Origin of the sequence: Rhizobium sp. NLR8a (assembly GCF_019685235.1) — a bacterium.
Classification (GTDB): Bacteria; Pseudomonadota; Alphaproteobacteria; order Rhizobiales; family Rhizobiaceae; genus Rhizobium.
On record NZ_JABDWI010000018.1, the window covers coordinates 105,666 to 120,946 of the forward strand.

Genomic DNA, 15,281 nt, shown 5'->3' on the forward strand with positions numbered 1-15,281 from the left:
GACGAGGATGTGCGGAAGCCCCCATGGATCCTCGGCACGAGCGATCCGTGGGGCGATATTGTGCCGCTACTGTGCCAACCAGGCGTCGAATCTTTTGGTCAGCGCTTCCGAATTGTCGATCCAGAAGTCTGTATCGAGGCTGACGGCACCCTGCATGTTGGCCGGGGTCGTCGGCAGGTCCGCCAGTTGGTCGGGCGGCAGGGTCTTGCCGGCTTCTGTGTTCGTAAGACCGTAGGCGATATATTGCGGCAGTTTGGCCTGATTTTCCGACTTGCTAGCGAAGGCAACGAAGTCAAAGGCCGCATCCTTGTTTTCGGCACCCTTAAGGACGACCCAGCTGTCCACGGCGTAGATGCTGCCCGGCCAAACAACCTTGAACTTCCTGCCTTCCGAGCGGTTGATGCCGGTGATGCGGCCGTTATAGGCGCTGGTCATGGCAACCTCGCCGGAGGCAAGCAGTTGCAGCGGCTGGGCGCCCGAGGTCCACCAGACGAGGCTCGGCTTCAAGGCGTCGAGCTTGGCGAAGGCGCGGTCGACGCCTGCCGATGTCGCCAGGACCTCGTAAACCTGATCTGCCGGCACGCCATCGGCCATCAGCGCGGATTCGAGCGTGTATTTCGGCCCCTTGCGCAGCGCACGCTTGCCCGGAAATTTCTTCACATCCCAGAAATCGGCCCAGGATTCCGGGCCCTTGGCAATCTTTGCGCCGTCATAGGCGATTGCTGTCGACCAAACGATGGAGCCGACGCCGCAATCGCTGACGGCGGATGGGAGGAATGCATCCTTGCCGCCGAGCTTGCTCCAGTCCACCTTTTCAAAAAGACCGTCTGCACAGCCGAGCGCAAGCTCGTCTGCCTCGACCTCCACGGCGTCCCAGGAAGGATTGCCAGCTTTGACCTTCGCTTGAAGTACACCGATACCGCCATCCCAGGCCTCATCGAGCAAGGGCTTGCCGGTGACTTCAGAAAAGGGTTGGAAAAAAATCTTTCGTTGAGCATCCTGAAAGTTCCCACCCCAGGAAGCTATGGTGAGGTCCCTGGCCACGCTCGGCCCGGCAGCGACTGCCAATGACAGCAGTCCCAGAGCTGCAATCGTAGACCTGTTCTTGAGTTTCATTCGCTTCCCCTGTTTGTTGAGCGTCTCAGACGCCTGGTTGACAGCCACGATCTTCTGAATCGTTGGCGATCTCGTCAGCCGCGCCTGTGGGATAAGCAAAGCCCGGCTGCAGCAGGCTTGCCATGTGTCATCTCCAAGAGGCGGACGGTTTTGCTAGGGACAATGCTGGCGGATGTCCCAAGGGGCGGAAAGGCGCTTTTTGTTGCCCTCGGTGGAGACGTGGATGCACCGCTCCCAATCGACCTCCACGGCCAGGCATTGCTCAAGCCCCAGAATTCGACGGGACTCGCCGGTGAAAAAGGGGCCGGTAGCGCAATTGTCAAGTAACCGGTAAGTGGTGCATCATATGCACCACCGTGCACCACTCTTCGTTACACCGAAGGTCCGAAGCCTGTGTAATATGGAAGGCGTAGACGGCATTCCGACTTCGGTTCGGTCGAACCACTTTCCTTGTGAGGGACAGGATTGCGCAGAGGGAAATCGTTGGCAGATGAACCGGCAGGGGTTCAGAAACGCGGACGTTTGCCACCATTATCCATGGTGCGCGCTTTCGAGGCGGTCAGCCGGCTGGGCTCGATGCGCAGGGCCGCGGACGATCTCAATCTCAGCCACACCGTCATATCCCGTCACGTCCGCAACCTCGAAGCCTGGCTTGGCACACGGCTTGTCGATGCCGGACCGCGCGGCATCAGGCTCACGGCGGAAGGCCGGATTTTTGCCGAGACCGTGGGGATCGCTTTCGACCTCATTGCCAAGTCGACGGCGGAATTGCGCCCAGCGGTCAACCGCACCGTGTTGCGCATCTGGTGCGTGCCGGGCCTCGCAACGCGTTGGCTGACGCCGCGCTTCAATCAGCTCCAGCTTGCCTTGCCCGGAATCGATTTCGTGATGCGCGCAACCGATCTGGAACCGGATTTCACGCGTTATGAGGCCGATGTGGACATTCGCTACTCTGACGAGCCAAGAGGAAATGTCCGCTGGATCTTGCTGGAGAGGCCCCGCATGTTTCCGGTTACAAGCCCCGAATGGATCAGCAGGAACGCCCCAATACGCACTCTCGATGATCTGGTGTGCCAGCCGTTGATCCATGAGGAAAGCCGCGACCAATGGCGCCAATGGTTCCACAAGGCCGGCTTCGAGCATGAAGTCGTTTTGAATGGTCCGCGCCTTTGGTCGGCCAATCTGACGGTCGATGCGGCGGTCGCGGGCCAAGGAATAGCGCTTGCGACGCGTTTGATCGCTGCGGATGACCTGCGCGCTGGGCGGCTGGTCGAATTGCTCGAAACGGATGTTCGGCTCGGCGGCTACTATTTCGTCGGATCGCGAGAACGCTGGAATGAAGTGACCTTGGCGCGGTTCCGCGCATGGATGCAACAGTCAATCGCTGAAACTATTGGCGGTCATTCGTCTGATGAAACCAGCAAGCCGGGGCGATAGGAGGGGGTGGAACACGCTTTCCTCGTTTGAAAAAGGGCGCACAGCCGATCTCACGCTCCCGATATGGCCAGCCGCACCGTCTCACTGACGAACCCGGTCTTCCCGCCGGTGTAGAAATCCCAGTCGCCGCCTGCCGCCACAGCCAGCCGGCGTTTCAGCTCGGCATAGGCCCGGGCTCTTTCCGGGTGCTCCCTGAGATAGTCGCGAAACAGGATGCGCTCGCGGTGCGCGCGATTATCGGCTCCGCAGAGATAGAGCTTGAATCCGTAACCCGGGTGATCCCGGGTGAAGGCCCAGCGTTTCTCTCCCCGATCGCCGTGGAAGACGAAAGCGGCCGCGCGCATCGCATCGATCGCCGTCGGTAGAGCGTCGTCGGAGATCGTGACGATATCGAGGTCGATCTTCGGCTTGGCGGCCAGGCCGGGAACCGACGTACTGCCGATATGATCGATGGAAAGCACGAGATTGCCGAGCAGGATGGAGATCTCGGCGCTGATTTCGGCAAAGAGCCGCAGCCAGGACGGGTTGTAGTCGACCACTTTGACGGCGCGCATGCCCTTCCTCGCGATTGTCGTCAGCGCACTTCGGCCAACAATCCGTCCAGGATCGCGATCATCTTCTGCTCAGCTTCTTCGAGCGAGCCGCTATTGTCGAGCTCCGTGACGTCGTAGTCGCCACGCACGGTCAGCGGCCCGCGGGCGAGCCTGGCCATGATGTCCTCATGTGTCTCGCGGCCGCGCGCTTCCAGCCGGCTGGCGAGCACTTCGGGACGGGCCGTGACGTTGATGACCTTCAGCCGCGGGAAAGCGGCTTGGAAGCGGTGAAGCGCCGAGCGCGAGCCGTTGGCAACGACGACGTGGCCTCGCGACAGCGCCACCGAGACTTCGGCCGGAATGCCGTATTTCAGGCCATGCGCTTCCCACCAGACGGCGAAGGAGCCTGACTGCTCCATGGCGGCAAAGCCTTGGAGAGAGACGGAAAGATGATCCTCGCCGCCGGCGTCACGGTGGCGGGTGATGACGCGGCGGGCGAAATGCACATTGTCGCGGCCGGCAAAACGTCGCGCAGCGAGGTTCATCAGCGTGTCCTTGCCGGCGCCGCTCGGCCCAACGACGACGACCATGATGCCCCGTTCGGCTCCGGCTGCTGCATGTGGTTCGTGCGGGGTCATGCGACACGGCGTCCCTGGCGCCAGACGGAGCGTGTGACCGGCACGCCGTGCGAACGGTGGACACGGACGAGATCGGCGCGCAGCCCGGTCGCGATCCGGCCGCGATCGTCGAGGCTGACCGTGCGGGCGGGCGTCGATGTCACCATCGCGATCGCTTTCGGAAGGGTGATGCTCTCCACCTCGTCGGCGAGGATGAAGGGTGCATGCAGCAGGCTGAGCGGCACGTAGTCGGAGGACAACACGTCGAGCACGCCCATTTCGGCGAGATCGCGGGCGGCGATGTTGCCGGAATGGGATTTGCCGCGCACGATATTCGGTGCGCCCATCAGCACGCTCATGCCGTGCTCGTGCGATGCCCGGGCGGCATCGAAGCTGGTCGGAAACTCGGCGAGGCGCACGCCATTGTCGATCGCCTCGTCGACATGAGAGAGCGTGGCGTCGTCATGGCTTGCGACGGTGATGCCGCGCTCGGCGCAGACCTTGGCGATGGCATTGCGATGAGGCGTCGAATTGCGCGCCGATTCCGCCTGGCGCTTGGCGACGAAACGGGCAAAAGCCTCATCGCTCAGGCCCCGCTTCTTCTGGTAGTAGAAGATATACTGATCCATCGTCTGGAACTGCCGCTGGCCGGGCGCGTGATCCATCAGCGAGACGAGCCGCACATGCGGATCCTTTTCGAAATCGGCGAAATGTTCGAGCACGTTGTCGGCCGAGACCTCGCAGCGCAGGTGCAGGAGGTGCTCCGCGCGCAGCCTGCCTTCCTTCTCCGCCGATTGGATGGCGTCGGCCATCTCGCGCATCTCGCCATGTTCGAAGCCGCCGTCCTCGTCCGCGCCCATGCGCAGGCAGTCGAAGACCGTGGTGATGCCCGATGTGACGATCTGGGCGTCATGCGCCTGGACGGCAGCCGTCTTGTGCCAGCGGATGCCCGGACGTGGCTGATAATGGCCTTCGAGATGGTCGGTATGCAGCTCGACAAGGCCGGGAATGACGTAGTCGCCCTCGAAATCTTCGCCGGCTACCGAATTGCCTTCGGAGATATCGACGATCTTGCCGTCGCGGATGAGGATCGATCCTGAAAGGACGTCCTCCTCGAGAACGATGCGGGCGTTGGAAAAGACGGTCTCTTTGCTCATATCGTCAGGTCTTTCAGCTTTTGGCGCCGGAAAGCGGCAGCCAGGAATGAACTTTGAACGGGGCGCCGCGCGTCTCCTCGATGAAGACGGCGAGGCCGGAAATCGAAAGCGGCCGGCCGGTAAAACCGGCAAAACGCTCCGCCAGGACCGTTTTCATCACCTCCGCGCGTGTCTCCGGCACCTGGCCGCTCAGAGTCATGTGGAACCCGAAATCCTCCATGACGTAAGGATAGCCCCAGCGTTGCAGATTGGCGCGCTGGCTGTCGCTGAGCTTCTCCGGGTTGCGTCGCGCGATATCAGTCTCGGAAAGCGTAGCGCGGAACGGTTCGAAGGATTTTACCACCTTTCCGGCGAAATCCTGAAGAGGTTGGTAAAGAGAACCGGGAACCAGTGCAAAAAAACGGCCAAGCTGGCCGAGCACGAGTTCAGGAATCTTGAAGGCCGGGGTGCGCGCCGCGAAATCCTCGGCAAAGGTGATGAGATCCCGTTCGGTGACGGAAGCGGCAAGCGAAAACGGCGCCTTGATCGTCGCGTGAAAGCCGTAGCGGCGTGGGTCGGCGGTCAGCTCGAACTGCTCTGCCGCACTGAGTGTCTCATGTTCGGGTGCAGGATAGGTTTTGCCGGTGAAAGCATCGCGGCCGAGCCAGAGCGAAGCCGCGCCGGTCAGGGGATCATCCTTCGGCGGCGAGAAATAGAGAGCGTAGCGCAAGGCTTTTATCCTGGGGATCGTCGAAACGGGGAGCGCAATGTGCAGTGATTTGGCGGCGAACCGCAAGCAGGCTCCCGGCTAAAAGATTTCCGTGACAGAATGATGATGGCGGCAGCGTCGCCGTCGCCCCTCGTCGAACGGTCAGTGCGTCTTCGTGCCCATCAGCCGGTGGCGCAGGACGTTCGAGGCGGCGTCAAACAGGAAGACGACGATCAAGATCAGAATGACCATATAGGCGACGTTTTCCCAGTTGGCGTTGGTGCGCATCGCCTCCCAGAGTTTGAGGCCGATGCCGCCCGCGCCGACAGCGCCGATGATGGTCGCGCCGCGCACGTTCGATTCCCACTGGTAGAGCGTCTGGCTGACGATAACCGGAACGATCTGCGGCATGATGCCGTAACGATGGACGAGCACCGTTTGGGCGCCGGTTGATTTGATGCCTTCCCGCGGCTTGTTGTCGATATTCTCGAGCCCCTCGGAATAAAGCTTGCCGAGCGTGCCGGTCTCGGTGAGGAAGATCGCGCCGCTGCCGGCGAGCGGCCCGGGGCCGAAGGCGCGCGTCAGGAACAGCGCCCAGATCAGCATGTCGACCGAGCGCAGGAAATCGAAGAAGCGTTTCAGGATCTGGTTCAGGAGGCGGTTCGGCGTGATGTTGCGCGCTGCCAGGAAGGCGAGGGGGAAGGCGGCAAGCGCGCCGAGCAGCGTTCCGAGAAAGGCCATGACGATCGTCTGGAAAAGCTTGGTCCAGACGTCGCCATGCTGCCATTCGCTGTTGTTCCAGATATCCTCGAAGGCGAGCGATAGGTTGGTTTGGTCGGGCTTGATGCGCGGGCCGGAAACAACGAGGCCGATGACTTCGCCGACCGGTTTGTCGAAGAAGGAGGATTGCGTGTCGAAGATGAAATTCGCCCAGCCGAGGAAGCGTTTGCGGACCTTCACGCGATCGACGGAAATACTGACGTCGCCGGCAAAGCCGAGATCCGCAAGCACGTTGTCGTCATAAACAGTCATCCAGCTCGGCACCGGCCCGACCACCTCAGGCGCGCCGCTCGATACGTCGACGGGGACGCTGACGCCGTGCGCGGTCACGATCGTTTCGCTCTTTGAGACGGTGACGCTGCGGCTGATGCCGCTGATGGAAACGGTGATGCTGCCGTCGGGATTGTTGACCACCCAGTCCGGGTGCGGATGATCGCCGAGCGGTGAGAAGCGGGGATAACGCACCTCGATCGAGCCGTCGTCCTGGATGCGGAGGTCCGGCTGGACATCGTAGCTCACCCATTGGCTGAGATAGATGCCGACGCGTTCCCAATGGGCCTCGGCGAAGAGCTTGGGCAGGTCGAAGAACCAGACGGCATAGAGCCCGTAGAGCAGCGTCGCAATGAGGATCATCAGCCCGCCGAAACGCTGGCGGAACGATCGGTGGAAATATTCCGGATAGCGCGCTTCGATCTCATGCATGCGGTTTGCGTCAATCACCGTCATGGCGGCCTCAATGTTGCGGAAGGAAAGCGTGCTCGCCGACGAGACGGCGACGCAGCCATGCGGAGAACTGGTCGACGGCGACGACCGTCACGAAGAGCAGCAGAACGAGCGCCATCGTCTTGGCGCCGAAGCCGCGCGAGATCGAAAGCTTCAGCTCCTCGCCGATGCCGCCGCCGCCGACGGCCCCGATGATGGTCGAGGCGCGCACGTTGATCTCCAGGCGTAAGAGCGCATAGGAGGTGAAATTCGGCAGCACCTGTGGCAGGGCGGCGAAGCGCACGCGCTCCCACCAGTTGGCGCCGACGGCCTTCATCCCCTCATGCGGCTTCATATCGATGTTTTCGGCGACTTCGTAGAAGAGTTTGCCGAGCGCGCCGATCGTGTGCAGGGTGATGGCTATGATGGCGGCGACCGGCCCGATCGACAGGATCGCCGAAAACAGGCCGGCAATGACAATCTCGGGGAAGGCGCGCAGGAACTCCATCAGCCGCTTGGTGACGATGCGCAGCGGCCATGAATTCGTGAGATTGCGCGCGGCAAAGAAGCTCAAGGGAACCGCAAAGATGAAGGCGATGATGGTCGAGATGAGCGCTACGTTGATCGTGACGATCATCAGCTCGAAATATTCCGGAATGTAGAAGGCACCCCAGACGTAGACGCGGCCCTTGTCGAAGTTGAATTCCTCGCCGCCTCTGTCGTTGACGCTGGCTATGTCGAACAGCGCGCGCCAGACATCGTTCCAATCCTTGGGAATGAGCCAGCTCAGGAAGTCGAAAAGATGCGGCAGACGCTCGAAGAAATGGCCGGCATTGCTCTCATCGGCGAACCGGACGGAGCTGACGAATGCCGCAACGATCATGACCAAGCCAAGGACGGTATAAAAGCGGCGCTTCGCGACCATCCGATCCCAGGCGGTGGCGATCTCCTGCGTGCTCTGCACGTGCGGCTGTGTATCGGCAATGGTCATGGACGCTCCCCGCGGTAACAAACAAAGGGCGGCCGTTGCCGGCCGCCCCGCATTGAAAAGGCGATCAGCCGCCGATGGCCGCCTTGCGAACCTCGACGACAGCATTGTAGAAGTCGTGCTTGACCGGGGCATAGCCCTTGTAGTCGCCGCCTTCGACAGCCGAGAAGCACTTGTGATCCTTTTCCGGCAGGGCCGTGAAGAAGGCTGCGAGCTTCGTCTGCCACTCTTGGCCGAGAGCGTTGCGCACGACGAGCGGGCCGTTCGGGATCAGCGGCGAACGCCAGACTTCAACGAGCTTGTTCGGGTCCACGGCGCCCTTGTCGACTTCCTTGCGGAAGGTGCCGGAGGTGTAGCCGTCCTTGAAATCGCCGATGCCCGACGAGTCATCGACTGCGACGTCGACCTTGCCGTCATAGGCGGCAAGCAGGTTGTTTTCATGCCCGCCGTTGAACTGGGTCGAGGCAAAGAACTTGTCATTCGGCATGCCGGTGTCCTTCGGGATCTGCGTCAGCGGAACGAGGTAACCGGAGGTGGAGTCCGGATCGGCGTAGCCGAGCTTCTTGCCTTTGGCGTCCTTGATGGTCTTGATACCGGAGGACTTCAGTGCAAGGCCGATCGAGTAATAACCCGTCGAACCATCTTTCTGCTGCGTCGTCAGGATCGGCGTAACGGCCTTCGAATCCTTGAGGTAGACGGAGGCGTAGCCGGAAGCGCCGAGTTCGGCGAAGTCGAGCGTGCCGCCGAGCAGACCCTGGATAACGCCGTCATAATCGGCGGCCGGGAAGAGCGAGACCTTCTCGAAGCCGAACTCCTGCTTCAGATGGTCCGCAAGGCAGGCATAATTGCGCAGGCGATCGGTTTCGTTTTCGCCGCCAAGGATGCCGATGCGGAATTCCTTGAGGTCTGCGGCATTGGCGGCGCCGGCGAGCGCGAACAGCGCCGTTGCCGCAAAGAGTGCTTTCTTCAACATGCGTTCTCTCCTATCGACCGGTGTTCCGGCCTTCCCGTTACGAAGAATGTGCCCTTGACGCGGGCGTTCGATCGCGGCCGTCCCGCTCAGAGACCGGCCAATGCCAGCGGTTGGGCGCCGGCGGATGGATTGTCTGCCCGCTCGGCAGCGATATTGATGGATGTCGACGTCATGGTTTCGTCGATGCCGGCGCCATCCTTGTCCGTTCCGTAGATTGCCTTCACGGCTTCGGCCGTCAGCTCCGAGGGCTTGCCGTCAAAGACGACGCGGCCGCCGGCCATGCCGACGATGCGCTCACAATAGTTGCGGGCAGTGTCGAGCGTATGCAGATTTGTGATGACGGTGATGCCCTCGCGCTCGTTGATGTCGCGCAGCGCATCCATGACGATCTTGGCGTTCAGCGGGTCGAGCGAGGCGATAGGCTCGTCGGCGAGTACCATCCTCGGGTTCTGCATCAGCGCCCGGGCGATCGCCACGCGCTGCTGCTGGCCGCCGGAAAGCGTGCCGGCCGGCTGCAGCGCCGTCTGCTCGATGCCGAGGCGCTCCAGTGCGGCGATCGCATGAACGCGTTCTTCCCGGGTGAAGATGTTGAGAAGGCTCAGAAGCGTCGAGCGGTGATTGAGGCGGCCGAGCATGACATTTGTGAGAACATCGAGGCGCGGCACCAGGTTGAACTGCTGAAAGATCATCGCACAGTCGCGCTGCCAGTTGCGCAATGCCTGACCGCGAAGCCCGGAGACCTCGACGCCGGCGAAATGAATGGAGCCGGAGCTCGGTTCCTGCAGCCGATTGATCATGCGCAGCAGCGTCGACTTGCCGGCGCCGGAGCGGCCGATGATGCCAACCATCTGGCCCTGGGCAACGGTGAGCGTCACGGCATCGACGGCGAGCTTGTTTCCGAAACGGCGGGTGACATCCTTCAGCTCGAACATCATGCTCTTCCCTTGCACTCCAGGCCTTGGTCAGCATCGCATTAGTCCCGCTTCATGAACCTCCAATGTCATATTTGTGTAAGAGGTGTCACAAATCTCCGTGTCTCGGCGGTGGCGTCTAGCATTCGTAGCGGGCCAGAAAATCTTCCGCGCTAAGGTTGCGGAAATCCTGCAAGGCCAGGCGCAACCGGTCGTGTTGCCAATCCCACCAGGAAAGCCTGTCCATGCGTTCGCCGATCTCTTTCGGGAAACGTTCGCGGATCAGCTTCGCCGGCACACCGCCGACGATCGTGTATGATGCAACGTCCTTCGATACGACCGCGCCGGCCCCGATGACGGCGCCATTGCCGACGTTGACGCCGGGCAGGATGGTCGCGCCATGGCCGATCCAGACGTCGTGGCCGATCGTCACCCGGTTCGAGCGCCGCCAGGCGAAGAAATCCGTCTCCATATCGGCGTCCGGCCAGTAATTGGCGGCGCGATAGGTGAAATGATGCAGAGTCGCGCGCCAGGTCGGGTGGTTGGTGGCGTTGATGCGCACGGCGGCGGCGATATTGACGAACTTGCCGATCGTTGCGCACCAGACGGCGCCGTCCTGCATGATGTAGGAATAGTCTCCGAAGGTCGCCTCGCTGATGCGGCAGCGTTCGCAGACTTCCGTATAGCGCCCGAAGGTGGAATCGCTGACCTCGGCCGTTTCGTGGATGGCGGGCTCGATACCAAGCTTGCGGCTCATGCGGCAATCATCCTCGGCGAGAACTGCTGGACGTCGAGGATGCGGTCGGCGACGGCCTCGCGCACTTCCTCGTCATGGAAGATGCCGAGAAGGGCGACGCCCGCCTTCTTCTTCTCTGCGATCATGCCGACGACGACGGCGCGGTTTTTCGCATCCAGCGAGGCTGTGGGTTCATCGAGAAGCAGGATCGTATGCTCGGTGATGAAGCCGCGGGCGATGTTGACGCGCTGCTGCTCGCCGCCGGAAAAGGTGGCGGGCGGAAGTTGCCAAAGCGCCTCCGGCAGGTTGAGCCTGGCAAGCAGGGCGCCTGCCTTTTCGCGTGCAACGACGATTTCTTCGCCGCGCGCCACGAGCGGCTCGGCCACCACGTCGATTGCCGCCACGCGCGGTACGGTGCGCAGGAATTGGCTGACATAGCCGAGCGTATCGCGGCGAACATTGAGCACGGTGCGCGGATCGGCGGCGGCGAGGTCGACGATCCGCCCGTCGTGGCGGACGAGGATCTGGCCGGTGTCGACGGCATAATTGCCGTAGATCATCTTGAGCAGCGAGCTCTTGCCGATGCCTGAGGGGCCGCCGAGAACGACGCATTCGCCTGACGACACGGAGAAGGCGACGTCGGAGACGACGGGCAGCCTGATGCCGTCGCGCAGGTGCATGGTGAAGCTCTTCGAGACTTCGGAAACGACGAGGGGCGTTGGCATGATATGGTTTTCCTGGTTTCTAGCTCAGACCTGCAGGATCGAGGAGACGAGCAGCTGCGTGTAAGGCTCTCTGGGATCGTCGAGCACGCGGTCGGTGAGGCCCTGTTCGATGACGTAGCCGTCCTTCATCACCATCATGCGGTGCGAGAGCAGGCGGGCGACGGCGAGATCGTGGGTGACGATGATGGCCGAGAGGCCAAGATCGTTGACGAGGCCTCGCATCAGATCGAGCAGGCGCGCCTGCACCGAAACATCGAGGCCGCCGGTCGGCTCGTCCATGAAGACCAGACGCGGACCGGTGACGAGGTTGCGGGCGATCTGCAGGCGCTGGCGCATGCCGCCGGAAAAGGCGCGCGGCTGATCGTCGATGCGATCGGCATCGATCTCGACGCGTTCGAGCCAGTCGATGGCGGTGGAGCGGATCTTGCCATAGTGCCGGTCGCCGATCGCCATCAGCCGTTCACCGACATTGGCGCCGGCAGAGACGCTCATGCGTAGCCCGTCGGCCGGGTTCTGGTGCACGAAGCCCCAGTCGGTGCGCATCAGGAAGCGGCGTTCGGCCTCGTTCATGTGGTAGAGGTCGCGGTAGCCGCCGTCGCGCATGTGGTACTCGACGCTGCCGGTCGTCGGCATCAGCCGGGTGGAGATGCAATTGAGCAGCGTCGTCTTGCCCGAACCGGATTCGCCGACGATGGCGAGAACCTCGCCGGGCCAGAGCTCGAAGGAGACGTTCCGGCAGCCGATGCGCTTGCCGTAGAACTTCGAGAGGTCGTTGACCTTGAGAAGCGGGATATTGGTCATTCTGCAGCCCCCCGGGCCAGCATTTCGCCGGCATGCCCTTGGGCCCGGCGATCTTCGCAATGGTCGGTATCGGAGCAGACGAACATGCGCCCGCCCTTGTCATCGAGGATGACCTCATCGAGGTAGACCTCCTCAGCGCCGCAGAGCGCGCAAGGCCTGTCGAAGCGCTGGATCTCGAAGGGATGGTCCTCAAAATCCAGGCTGACGACATCGGTATAGGGCGGCACGGCATAGATGCGCTTTTCGCGACCGGCGCCGAAAAGCTGCAGCGCTTCCGACCTGTGCATCTTGGGATTATCGAATTTCGGCGTCGGCGAGGGATCCATGACATAACGCCCATGTACCTTGACCGGATAGGCATAGGTGGTGGCGATGCGGCCGTTGCGTGCGATATCCTCGTAGAGTTTCACATGCATAAGGCCGTATTCTTCCAGCGCATGCATCTTGCGCGTCTCGGTCTCGCGCGGTTCGAGGAAGCGCAGCGGCTCGGGGATCGGCACCTGGTAGACGAGCACTTGGCCAGGCCCGAGCTTCTCTTCCGGGATGCGGTGGCGCGTCTGGATGATCGTCGCTTCGCTGGTGCGCGTCGTCACCGCGACATTGGCGACCTTCTGGAAGAAGGCACGGATCGAAACGGCATTGGTCGTGTCGTCGGCGCCCTGGTCGATCACCTTCAGCACGTCATCAGGCCCGATGATCGAGGCCGTCACCTGCACGCCGCCGGTGCCCCAGCCGTAAGGCATCGGCATTTCTCTGCTGGCGAAGGGCACTTGGTAGCCCGGAATAGCGATCGCCTTCAGGATGGCGCGGCGGATCATCCGCTTGGTCTGCTCGTCGAGATAGGCGAAGTTGTAGCTGGCGAGATCGCTCATTCGGCGGCTTCCTTCATGTCTTCGCCGGCATTGCGGGCGGCTTCGAATTCGCGGCGCATGCGGCGGACGAGATCGAGTTCCGCCTGGAAGTCCACATAATGCGGCAGCTTCAGGTGCTCGACGAAGCCGGTCGCCTGGACATTGTCGGAGTGCGAAATGACGAATTCCTCGTCCTGTGCCGGCGCGGTGATATCCTCGCCGAGCTCTTCGGCGCGAAGCGCGCGATCGACCAGCGACATCGCCATTGCCTTGCGCTCGCTCTGTCCGAAGACCAGGCCGTAACCGCGGGTAAACTGCGGCGGCGCCTTGGCCGAGCCCTTGAACTGGTTGACCATCTGGCATTCAGTGATCTGGATCGTGCCAAGCGAGACGGCGAAACCGAGCTCCGGCACGTCGAATTCCACCTCGGCTTCGCCGATGCGGATCTCGCCGGTGAAGGGGTGGTTTCGGCCATAGCCACGCTGAGTGGAATAACCGAGCGCTAGCAGGAAGCCCTCGTCGCCGCGGGAAAGCGCCTGCAGGCGCAGGTCGCGGGTCATCGGAAATTCCATCGGCTCGCGGGTCAGGTCTCCGATCTCGTGATCTTCGGGCATGTCGCCGTCGGCCTCGATCAGGCCCTCTTCGCCGAGGATTTCCGAGACGCGCATGACGCGGCCGGCCTCGGCCGGGCGCCGGGCCGGCGCCACGACCAGTTCGTCCTGAAGCAGCGACGGATCGAGAAGGCGATGAGTATAGTCGAAAGTAGGCCCAAGCAGCTGGCCGCCCGGCAGATCCTTGTAAGTCGCCGAGATGCGCCGTTCGATCGTCATATTAGCCGTCTCGAGCGGCTTGGAATAGCCGAAGCGCGGCAATGTCGTGCGATAGGCGCGCAGCAGGAAGATCGCCTCGATCATGTCGCCGCGCGACTGGCGCACGGCGAGGGCGGCGAGCGTGCGGTCGAAAAGCGAGGCCTCCGCCATGACGCGGTCGACGGCGAGGGCGAGTTGTTCGACGATCTGCTCAATGCCGATCGCCGGCAACGAACGGTCGCCGCGGCGGCGGTCGGCAAGCAGCCGATGGGCATTGGCGATGGCGGCCTCGCCACCTTTGACGGCAACATACATGAGCTCAGATCTCCGTTGCTGTGATCTTGGTGGTGCGCGGCAGGCAGACGAAGTGTCTGCCTGAGGTCAACACGATGTCGACGCCGCGCGGGAAGAGCGCCCGGTTCTCGCTCCAGAGTCTGAGGAAGGTCTCCGGCAGGCTGGCCGGCCCGATCTCCACGACACTCTTGATGCCCGGACCCATCAGCGCCAGCCTGCGTCCGCCGTCGAGTTCGGGAAGTTCGATGACAACAGTCGTCGAACGGTCGGGATATTCCTGTGTGCCTGATGCAAACAGGCCGAAGGAGCAAAGCGTAATGCCCGCCTCAATGAAGGCAAAACGCGCATCGGCCTTCTCGGCGGTCAGCGGCGCGCCAGTGTGGAAGCCGAGCCACTCCGGCATGGCGGATTTCGCCAGTCCCGTGGTAAGCCAGACCGGCGTGTCGTGGTCGCAAAGCGTGAGCGCGATCGCGCCGGCGGCAATGCCGAGCGGCGCCGGCGGAGCGATATCGGGCTCAATGGTCTGAATGGCGCCGGGACGGGCCATGCCGTCCATCAGCATCTTGAAGACGCTCTGTGCATGGAAAACCGGGTCGGCAAAACCGCCGATCAAAGCTTCTGTCGCAAGACCCATCAGTTGTCTCCCCGCACCATGGTGAAGAAATCGACGCGGGTTGCCGCCGTCTCATCCGCCTTGCGGCGCTCAGTGGCGGCGATGCGCGCGGCAATCGGCAAAAGCAGTGCCTGTTCGACAAAATTCTTGCTCGTCTCCTCCTGCCAGAGCGCGTCGAAGATCGCCGCAAGACGGGCCTTCTCCCGGTCGGTGCCGAGCGCCTGCGCATGACCGATGGAACCGGACTCGAGCCGCACCGTCGCGCGTGTCATCGTCACCTCGCCGAGATTGAAAGGAGCTCCGCCGCCGCCGATGCGGCCGCGCACCATTACAAGTCCGGTCTCCGGTCCGCGCACCGGATAAGCCACGGGCTTTTGCGGCAATGCGTCCCAGACTGCCTGGAGTTCGCTCCGTTCCGCTCGCGCCAACAGATCGGCGGCGCGTTTGCGCTCCGAGACCGTTTGCGACGCGGCGTCTTCCTTGTCCGCTGATATCATCACTGCTTTCCTCGAAATGTCTATTGATATAGACAACCATACAAGTTATACCT

The 15,281-nt window shown here is 62.3% G+C and carries 17 protein-coding genes and 1 pseudogene; 2 read left to right on the forward strand and 16 right to left on the reverse strand.

The annotated features are described in order from the left end of the window. Positions 1 to 66: 66 nt before the first annotated feature. Positions 67 to 1,116: an ABC transporter substrate-binding protein gene (locus tag HJC04_RS28970; protein WP_221147673.1), complete on the reverse strand. Its 1,050-nt coding sequence runs from the start codon at positions 1,114 to 1,116 to the stop codon at positions 67 to 69. A gap of 537 nt (positions 1,117 to 1,653) precedes the next feature. Between HJC04_RS28970 and HJC04_RS32135 the strand changes: the two are divergent. Further along, a pseudogene (locus HJC04_RS32135) lies at positions 1,654 to 1,815 on the forward strand (LysR family transcriptional regulator); the annotation flags it as partial. A 27-nt stretch (positions 1,816 to 1,842) separates the two neighbouring features. Then, positions 1,843 to 2,553 (forward strand): LysR substrate-binding domain-containing protein, encoded by a 711-nt coding sequence (locus HJC04_RS28975; RefSeq protein WP_311044190.1) that lies wholly within the window; start codon positions 1,843 to 1,845, stop codon positions 2,551 to 2,553. Positions 2,554 to 2,603: 50 nt separating this feature from the next. On the opposite strand, the gene HJC04_RS28980 is transcribed toward HJC04_RS28975, so the two are convergent. From HJC04_RS28980 to phnG, 15 genes are all read right to left on the reverse strand, one after another. Beyond that, positions 2,604 to 3,107: a GrpB family protein gene (locus HJC04_RS28980; RefSeq protein WP_221124358.1), complete on the reverse strand. Its 504-nt coding sequence runs from the start codon at positions 3,105 to 3,107 to the stop codon at positions 2,604 to 2,606. Positions 3,108 to 3,127: 20 nt separating this feature from the next. After that, positions 3,128 to 3,724: a phosphonate metabolism protein/1,5-bisphosphokinase (PRPP-forming) PhnN gene (gene phnN / locus HJC04_RS28985; RefSeq protein WP_210629619.1), complete on the reverse strand. Its 597-nt coding sequence runs from the start codon at positions 3,722 to 3,724 to the stop codon at positions 3,128 to 3,130. Continuing rightward, complete coding sequence (locus HJC04_RS28990) at positions 3,721 to 4,860, reverse strand: alpha-D-ribose 1-methylphosphonate 5-triphosphate diphosphatase (protein WP_210629618.1); 1,140 nt, start codon at positions 4,858 to 4,860, stop codon at positions 3,721 to 3,723. Before HJC04_RS28990 ends, phnN begins: the two co-directional genes overlap by 4 nt. Positions 4,861 to 4,873: 13 nt before the next feature. After that, a complete protein-coding gene (locus tag HJC04_RS28995; RefSeq protein ID WP_210629617.1) occupies positions 4,874 to 5,569 on the reverse strand; it encodes a DUF1045 domain-containing protein in 696 nt (231 codons plus the stop codon). 141 nt (positions 5,570 to 5,710) lie between these two features. Continuing rightward, positions 5,711 to 7,054 carry a phosphonate ABC transporter, permease protein PhnE gene (phnE, locus tag HJC04_RS29000; RefSeq protein WP_221147674.1) on the reverse strand — a complete coding sequence of 448 codons (1,344 nt, stop codon included), beginning with the start codon at positions 7,052 to 7,054 and terminating at the stop codon, positions 5,711 to 5,713. Between the two features lie 7 nt (positions 7,055 to 7,061). After that, entirely contained in the window at positions 7,062 to 8,021 is a 960-nt protein-coding gene (gene phnE / locus HJC04_RS29005) for a phosphonate ABC transporter, permease protein PhnE (protein ID WP_221147675.1), read from the reverse strand. Positions 8,022 to 8,085: 64 nt separating this feature from the next. Continuing rightward, positions 8,086 to 8,991 (reverse strand): phosphonate ABC transporter substrate-binding protein, encoded by a 906-nt coding sequence (phnD, locus tag HJC04_RS29010; RefSeq protein WP_210629614.1) that lies wholly within the window; start codon positions 8,989 to 8,991, stop codon positions 8,086 to 8,088. Between the two features lie 86 nt (positions 8,992 to 9,077). Continuing rightward, positions 9,078 to 9,923: a phosphonate ABC transporter ATP-binding protein gene (gene phnC / locus HJC04_RS29015; RefSeq protein ID WP_210629613.1), complete on the reverse strand. Its 846-nt coding sequence runs from the start codon at positions 9,921 to 9,923 to the stop codon at positions 9,078 to 9,080. A 118-nt stretch (positions 9,924 to 10,041) separates the two neighbouring features. Beyond that, positions 10,042 to 10,659: a DapH/DapD/GlmU-related protein gene (locus tag HJC04_RS29020; protein ID WP_221123525.1), complete on the reverse strand. Its 618-nt coding sequence runs from the start codon at positions 10,657 to 10,659 to the stop codon at positions 10,042 to 10,044. Then, positions 10,656 to 11,363, reverse strand: a complete 708-nt coding sequence (gene phnL, locus HJC04_RS29025) for a phosphonate C-P lyase system protein PhnL (protein ID WP_210629611.1) — start codon at positions 11,361 to 11,363, stop codon at positions 10,656 to 10,658. The genes HJC04_RS29020 and phnL overlap by 4 nt, the downstream gene beginning before the upstream one ends. A gap of 24 nt (positions 11,364 to 11,387) precedes the next feature. Next, positions 11,388 to 12,164: a phosphonate C-P lyase system protein PhnK gene (gene phnK / locus HJC04_RS29030; RefSeq protein WP_221123527.1), complete on the reverse strand. Its 777-nt coding sequence runs from the start codon at positions 12,162 to 12,164 to the stop codon at positions 11,388 to 11,390. Further along, positions 12,161 to 13,036 (reverse strand): alpha-D-ribose 1-methylphosphonate 5-phosphate C-P-lyase PhnJ, encoded by an 876-nt coding sequence (locus HJC04_RS29035; RefSeq protein WP_221147676.1) that lies wholly within the window; start codon positions 13,034 to 13,036, stop codon positions 12,161 to 12,163. The genes phnK and HJC04_RS29035 overlap by 4 nt, the downstream gene beginning before the upstream one ends. Then, complete coding sequence (locus tag HJC04_RS29040) at positions 13,033 to 14,139, reverse strand: carbon-phosphorus lyase complex subunit PhnI (RefSeq protein WP_221147677.1); 1,107 nt, start codon at positions 14,137 to 14,139, stop codon at positions 13,033 to 13,035. Before HJC04_RS29040 ends, HJC04_RS29035 begins: the two co-directional genes overlap by 4 nt. A gap of 4 nt (positions 14,140 to 14,143) precedes the next feature. Beyond that, a complete protein-coding gene (gene phnH, locus HJC04_RS29045; RefSeq protein WP_210629607.1) occupies positions 14,144 to 14,752 on the reverse strand; it encodes a phosphonate C-P lyase system protein PhnH in 609 nt (202 codons plus the stop codon). Next, positions 14,752 to 15,228, reverse strand: coding sequence for a phosphonate C-P lyase system protein PhnG (gene phnG / locus HJC04_RS29050; RefSeq protein ID WP_210629606.1), 477 nt, complete (start codon positions 15,226 to 15,228; stop codon positions 14,752 to 14,754). Before phnG ends, phnH begins: the two co-directional genes overlap by 1 nt. Positions 15,229 to 15,281 lie beyond the last annotated feature (53 nt).

Coding starts and splice junctions, on each gene's coding strand:
- phnH (WP_210629607.1), bottom strand. CDS start 14,752: ATGGGTCTTGCGACAGAAGCTTTGATCGGCGGTTTTGCCGACCCGGTT.
- HJC04_RS29040 (WP_221147677.1), bottom strand. CDS start 14,139: ATGTATGTTGCCGTCAAAGGTGGCGAGGCCGCCATCGCCAATGCCCAT.
- HJC04_RS28990 (WP_210629618.1), bottom strand. CDS start 4,860: ATGAGCAAAGAGACCGTCTTTTCCAACGCCCGCATCGTTCTCGAGGAG.
- phnE (WP_221147674.1), bottom strand. CDS start 7,054: ATGACGGTGATTGACGCAAACCGCATGCATGAGATCGAAGCGCGCTAT.
- phnG (WP_210629606.1), bottom strand. CDS start 15,228: ATGATATCAGCGGACAAGGAAGACGCCGCGTCGCAAACGGTCTCGGAG.
- phnE (WP_221147675.1), bottom strand. CDS start 8,021: ATGACCATTGCCGATACACAGCCGCACGTGCAGAGCACGCAGGAGATC.
- HJC04_RS28980 (WP_221124358.1), bottom strand. CDS start 3,107: ATGCGCGCCGTCAAAGTGGTCGACTACAACCCGTCCTGGCTGCGGCTC.
- phnK (WP_221123527.1), bottom strand. CDS start 12,164: ATGACCAATATCCCGCTTCTCAAGGTCAACGACCTCTCGAAGTTCTAC.
- HJC04_RS29035 (WP_221147676.1), bottom strand. CDS start 13,036: ATGAGCGATCTCGCCAGCTACAACTTCGCCTATCTCGACGAGCAGACC.
- phnD (WP_210629614.1), bottom strand. CDS start 8,991: ATGTTGAAGAAAGCACTCTTTGCGGCAACGGCGCTGTTCGCGCTCGCC.
- HJC04_RS28970 (WP_221147673.1), bottom strand. CDS start 1,116: ATGAAACTCAAGAACAGGTCTACGATTGCAGCTCTGGGACTGCTGTCA.
- phnN (WP_210629619.1), bottom strand. CDS start 3,724: ATGACCCCGCACGAACCACATGCAGCAGCCGGAGCCGAACGGGGCATC.
- phnC (WP_210629613.1), bottom strand. CDS start 9,923: ATGTTCGAGCTGAAGGATGTCACCCGCCGTTTCGGAAACAAGCTCGCC.
- HJC04_RS29020 (WP_221123525.1), bottom strand. CDS start 10,659: ATGAGCCGCAAGCTTGGTATCGAGCCCGCCATCCACGAAACGGCCGAG.
- phnL (WP_210629611.1), bottom strand. CDS start 11,363: ATGCCAACGCCCCTCGTCGTTTCCGAAGTCTCGAAGAGCTTCACCATG.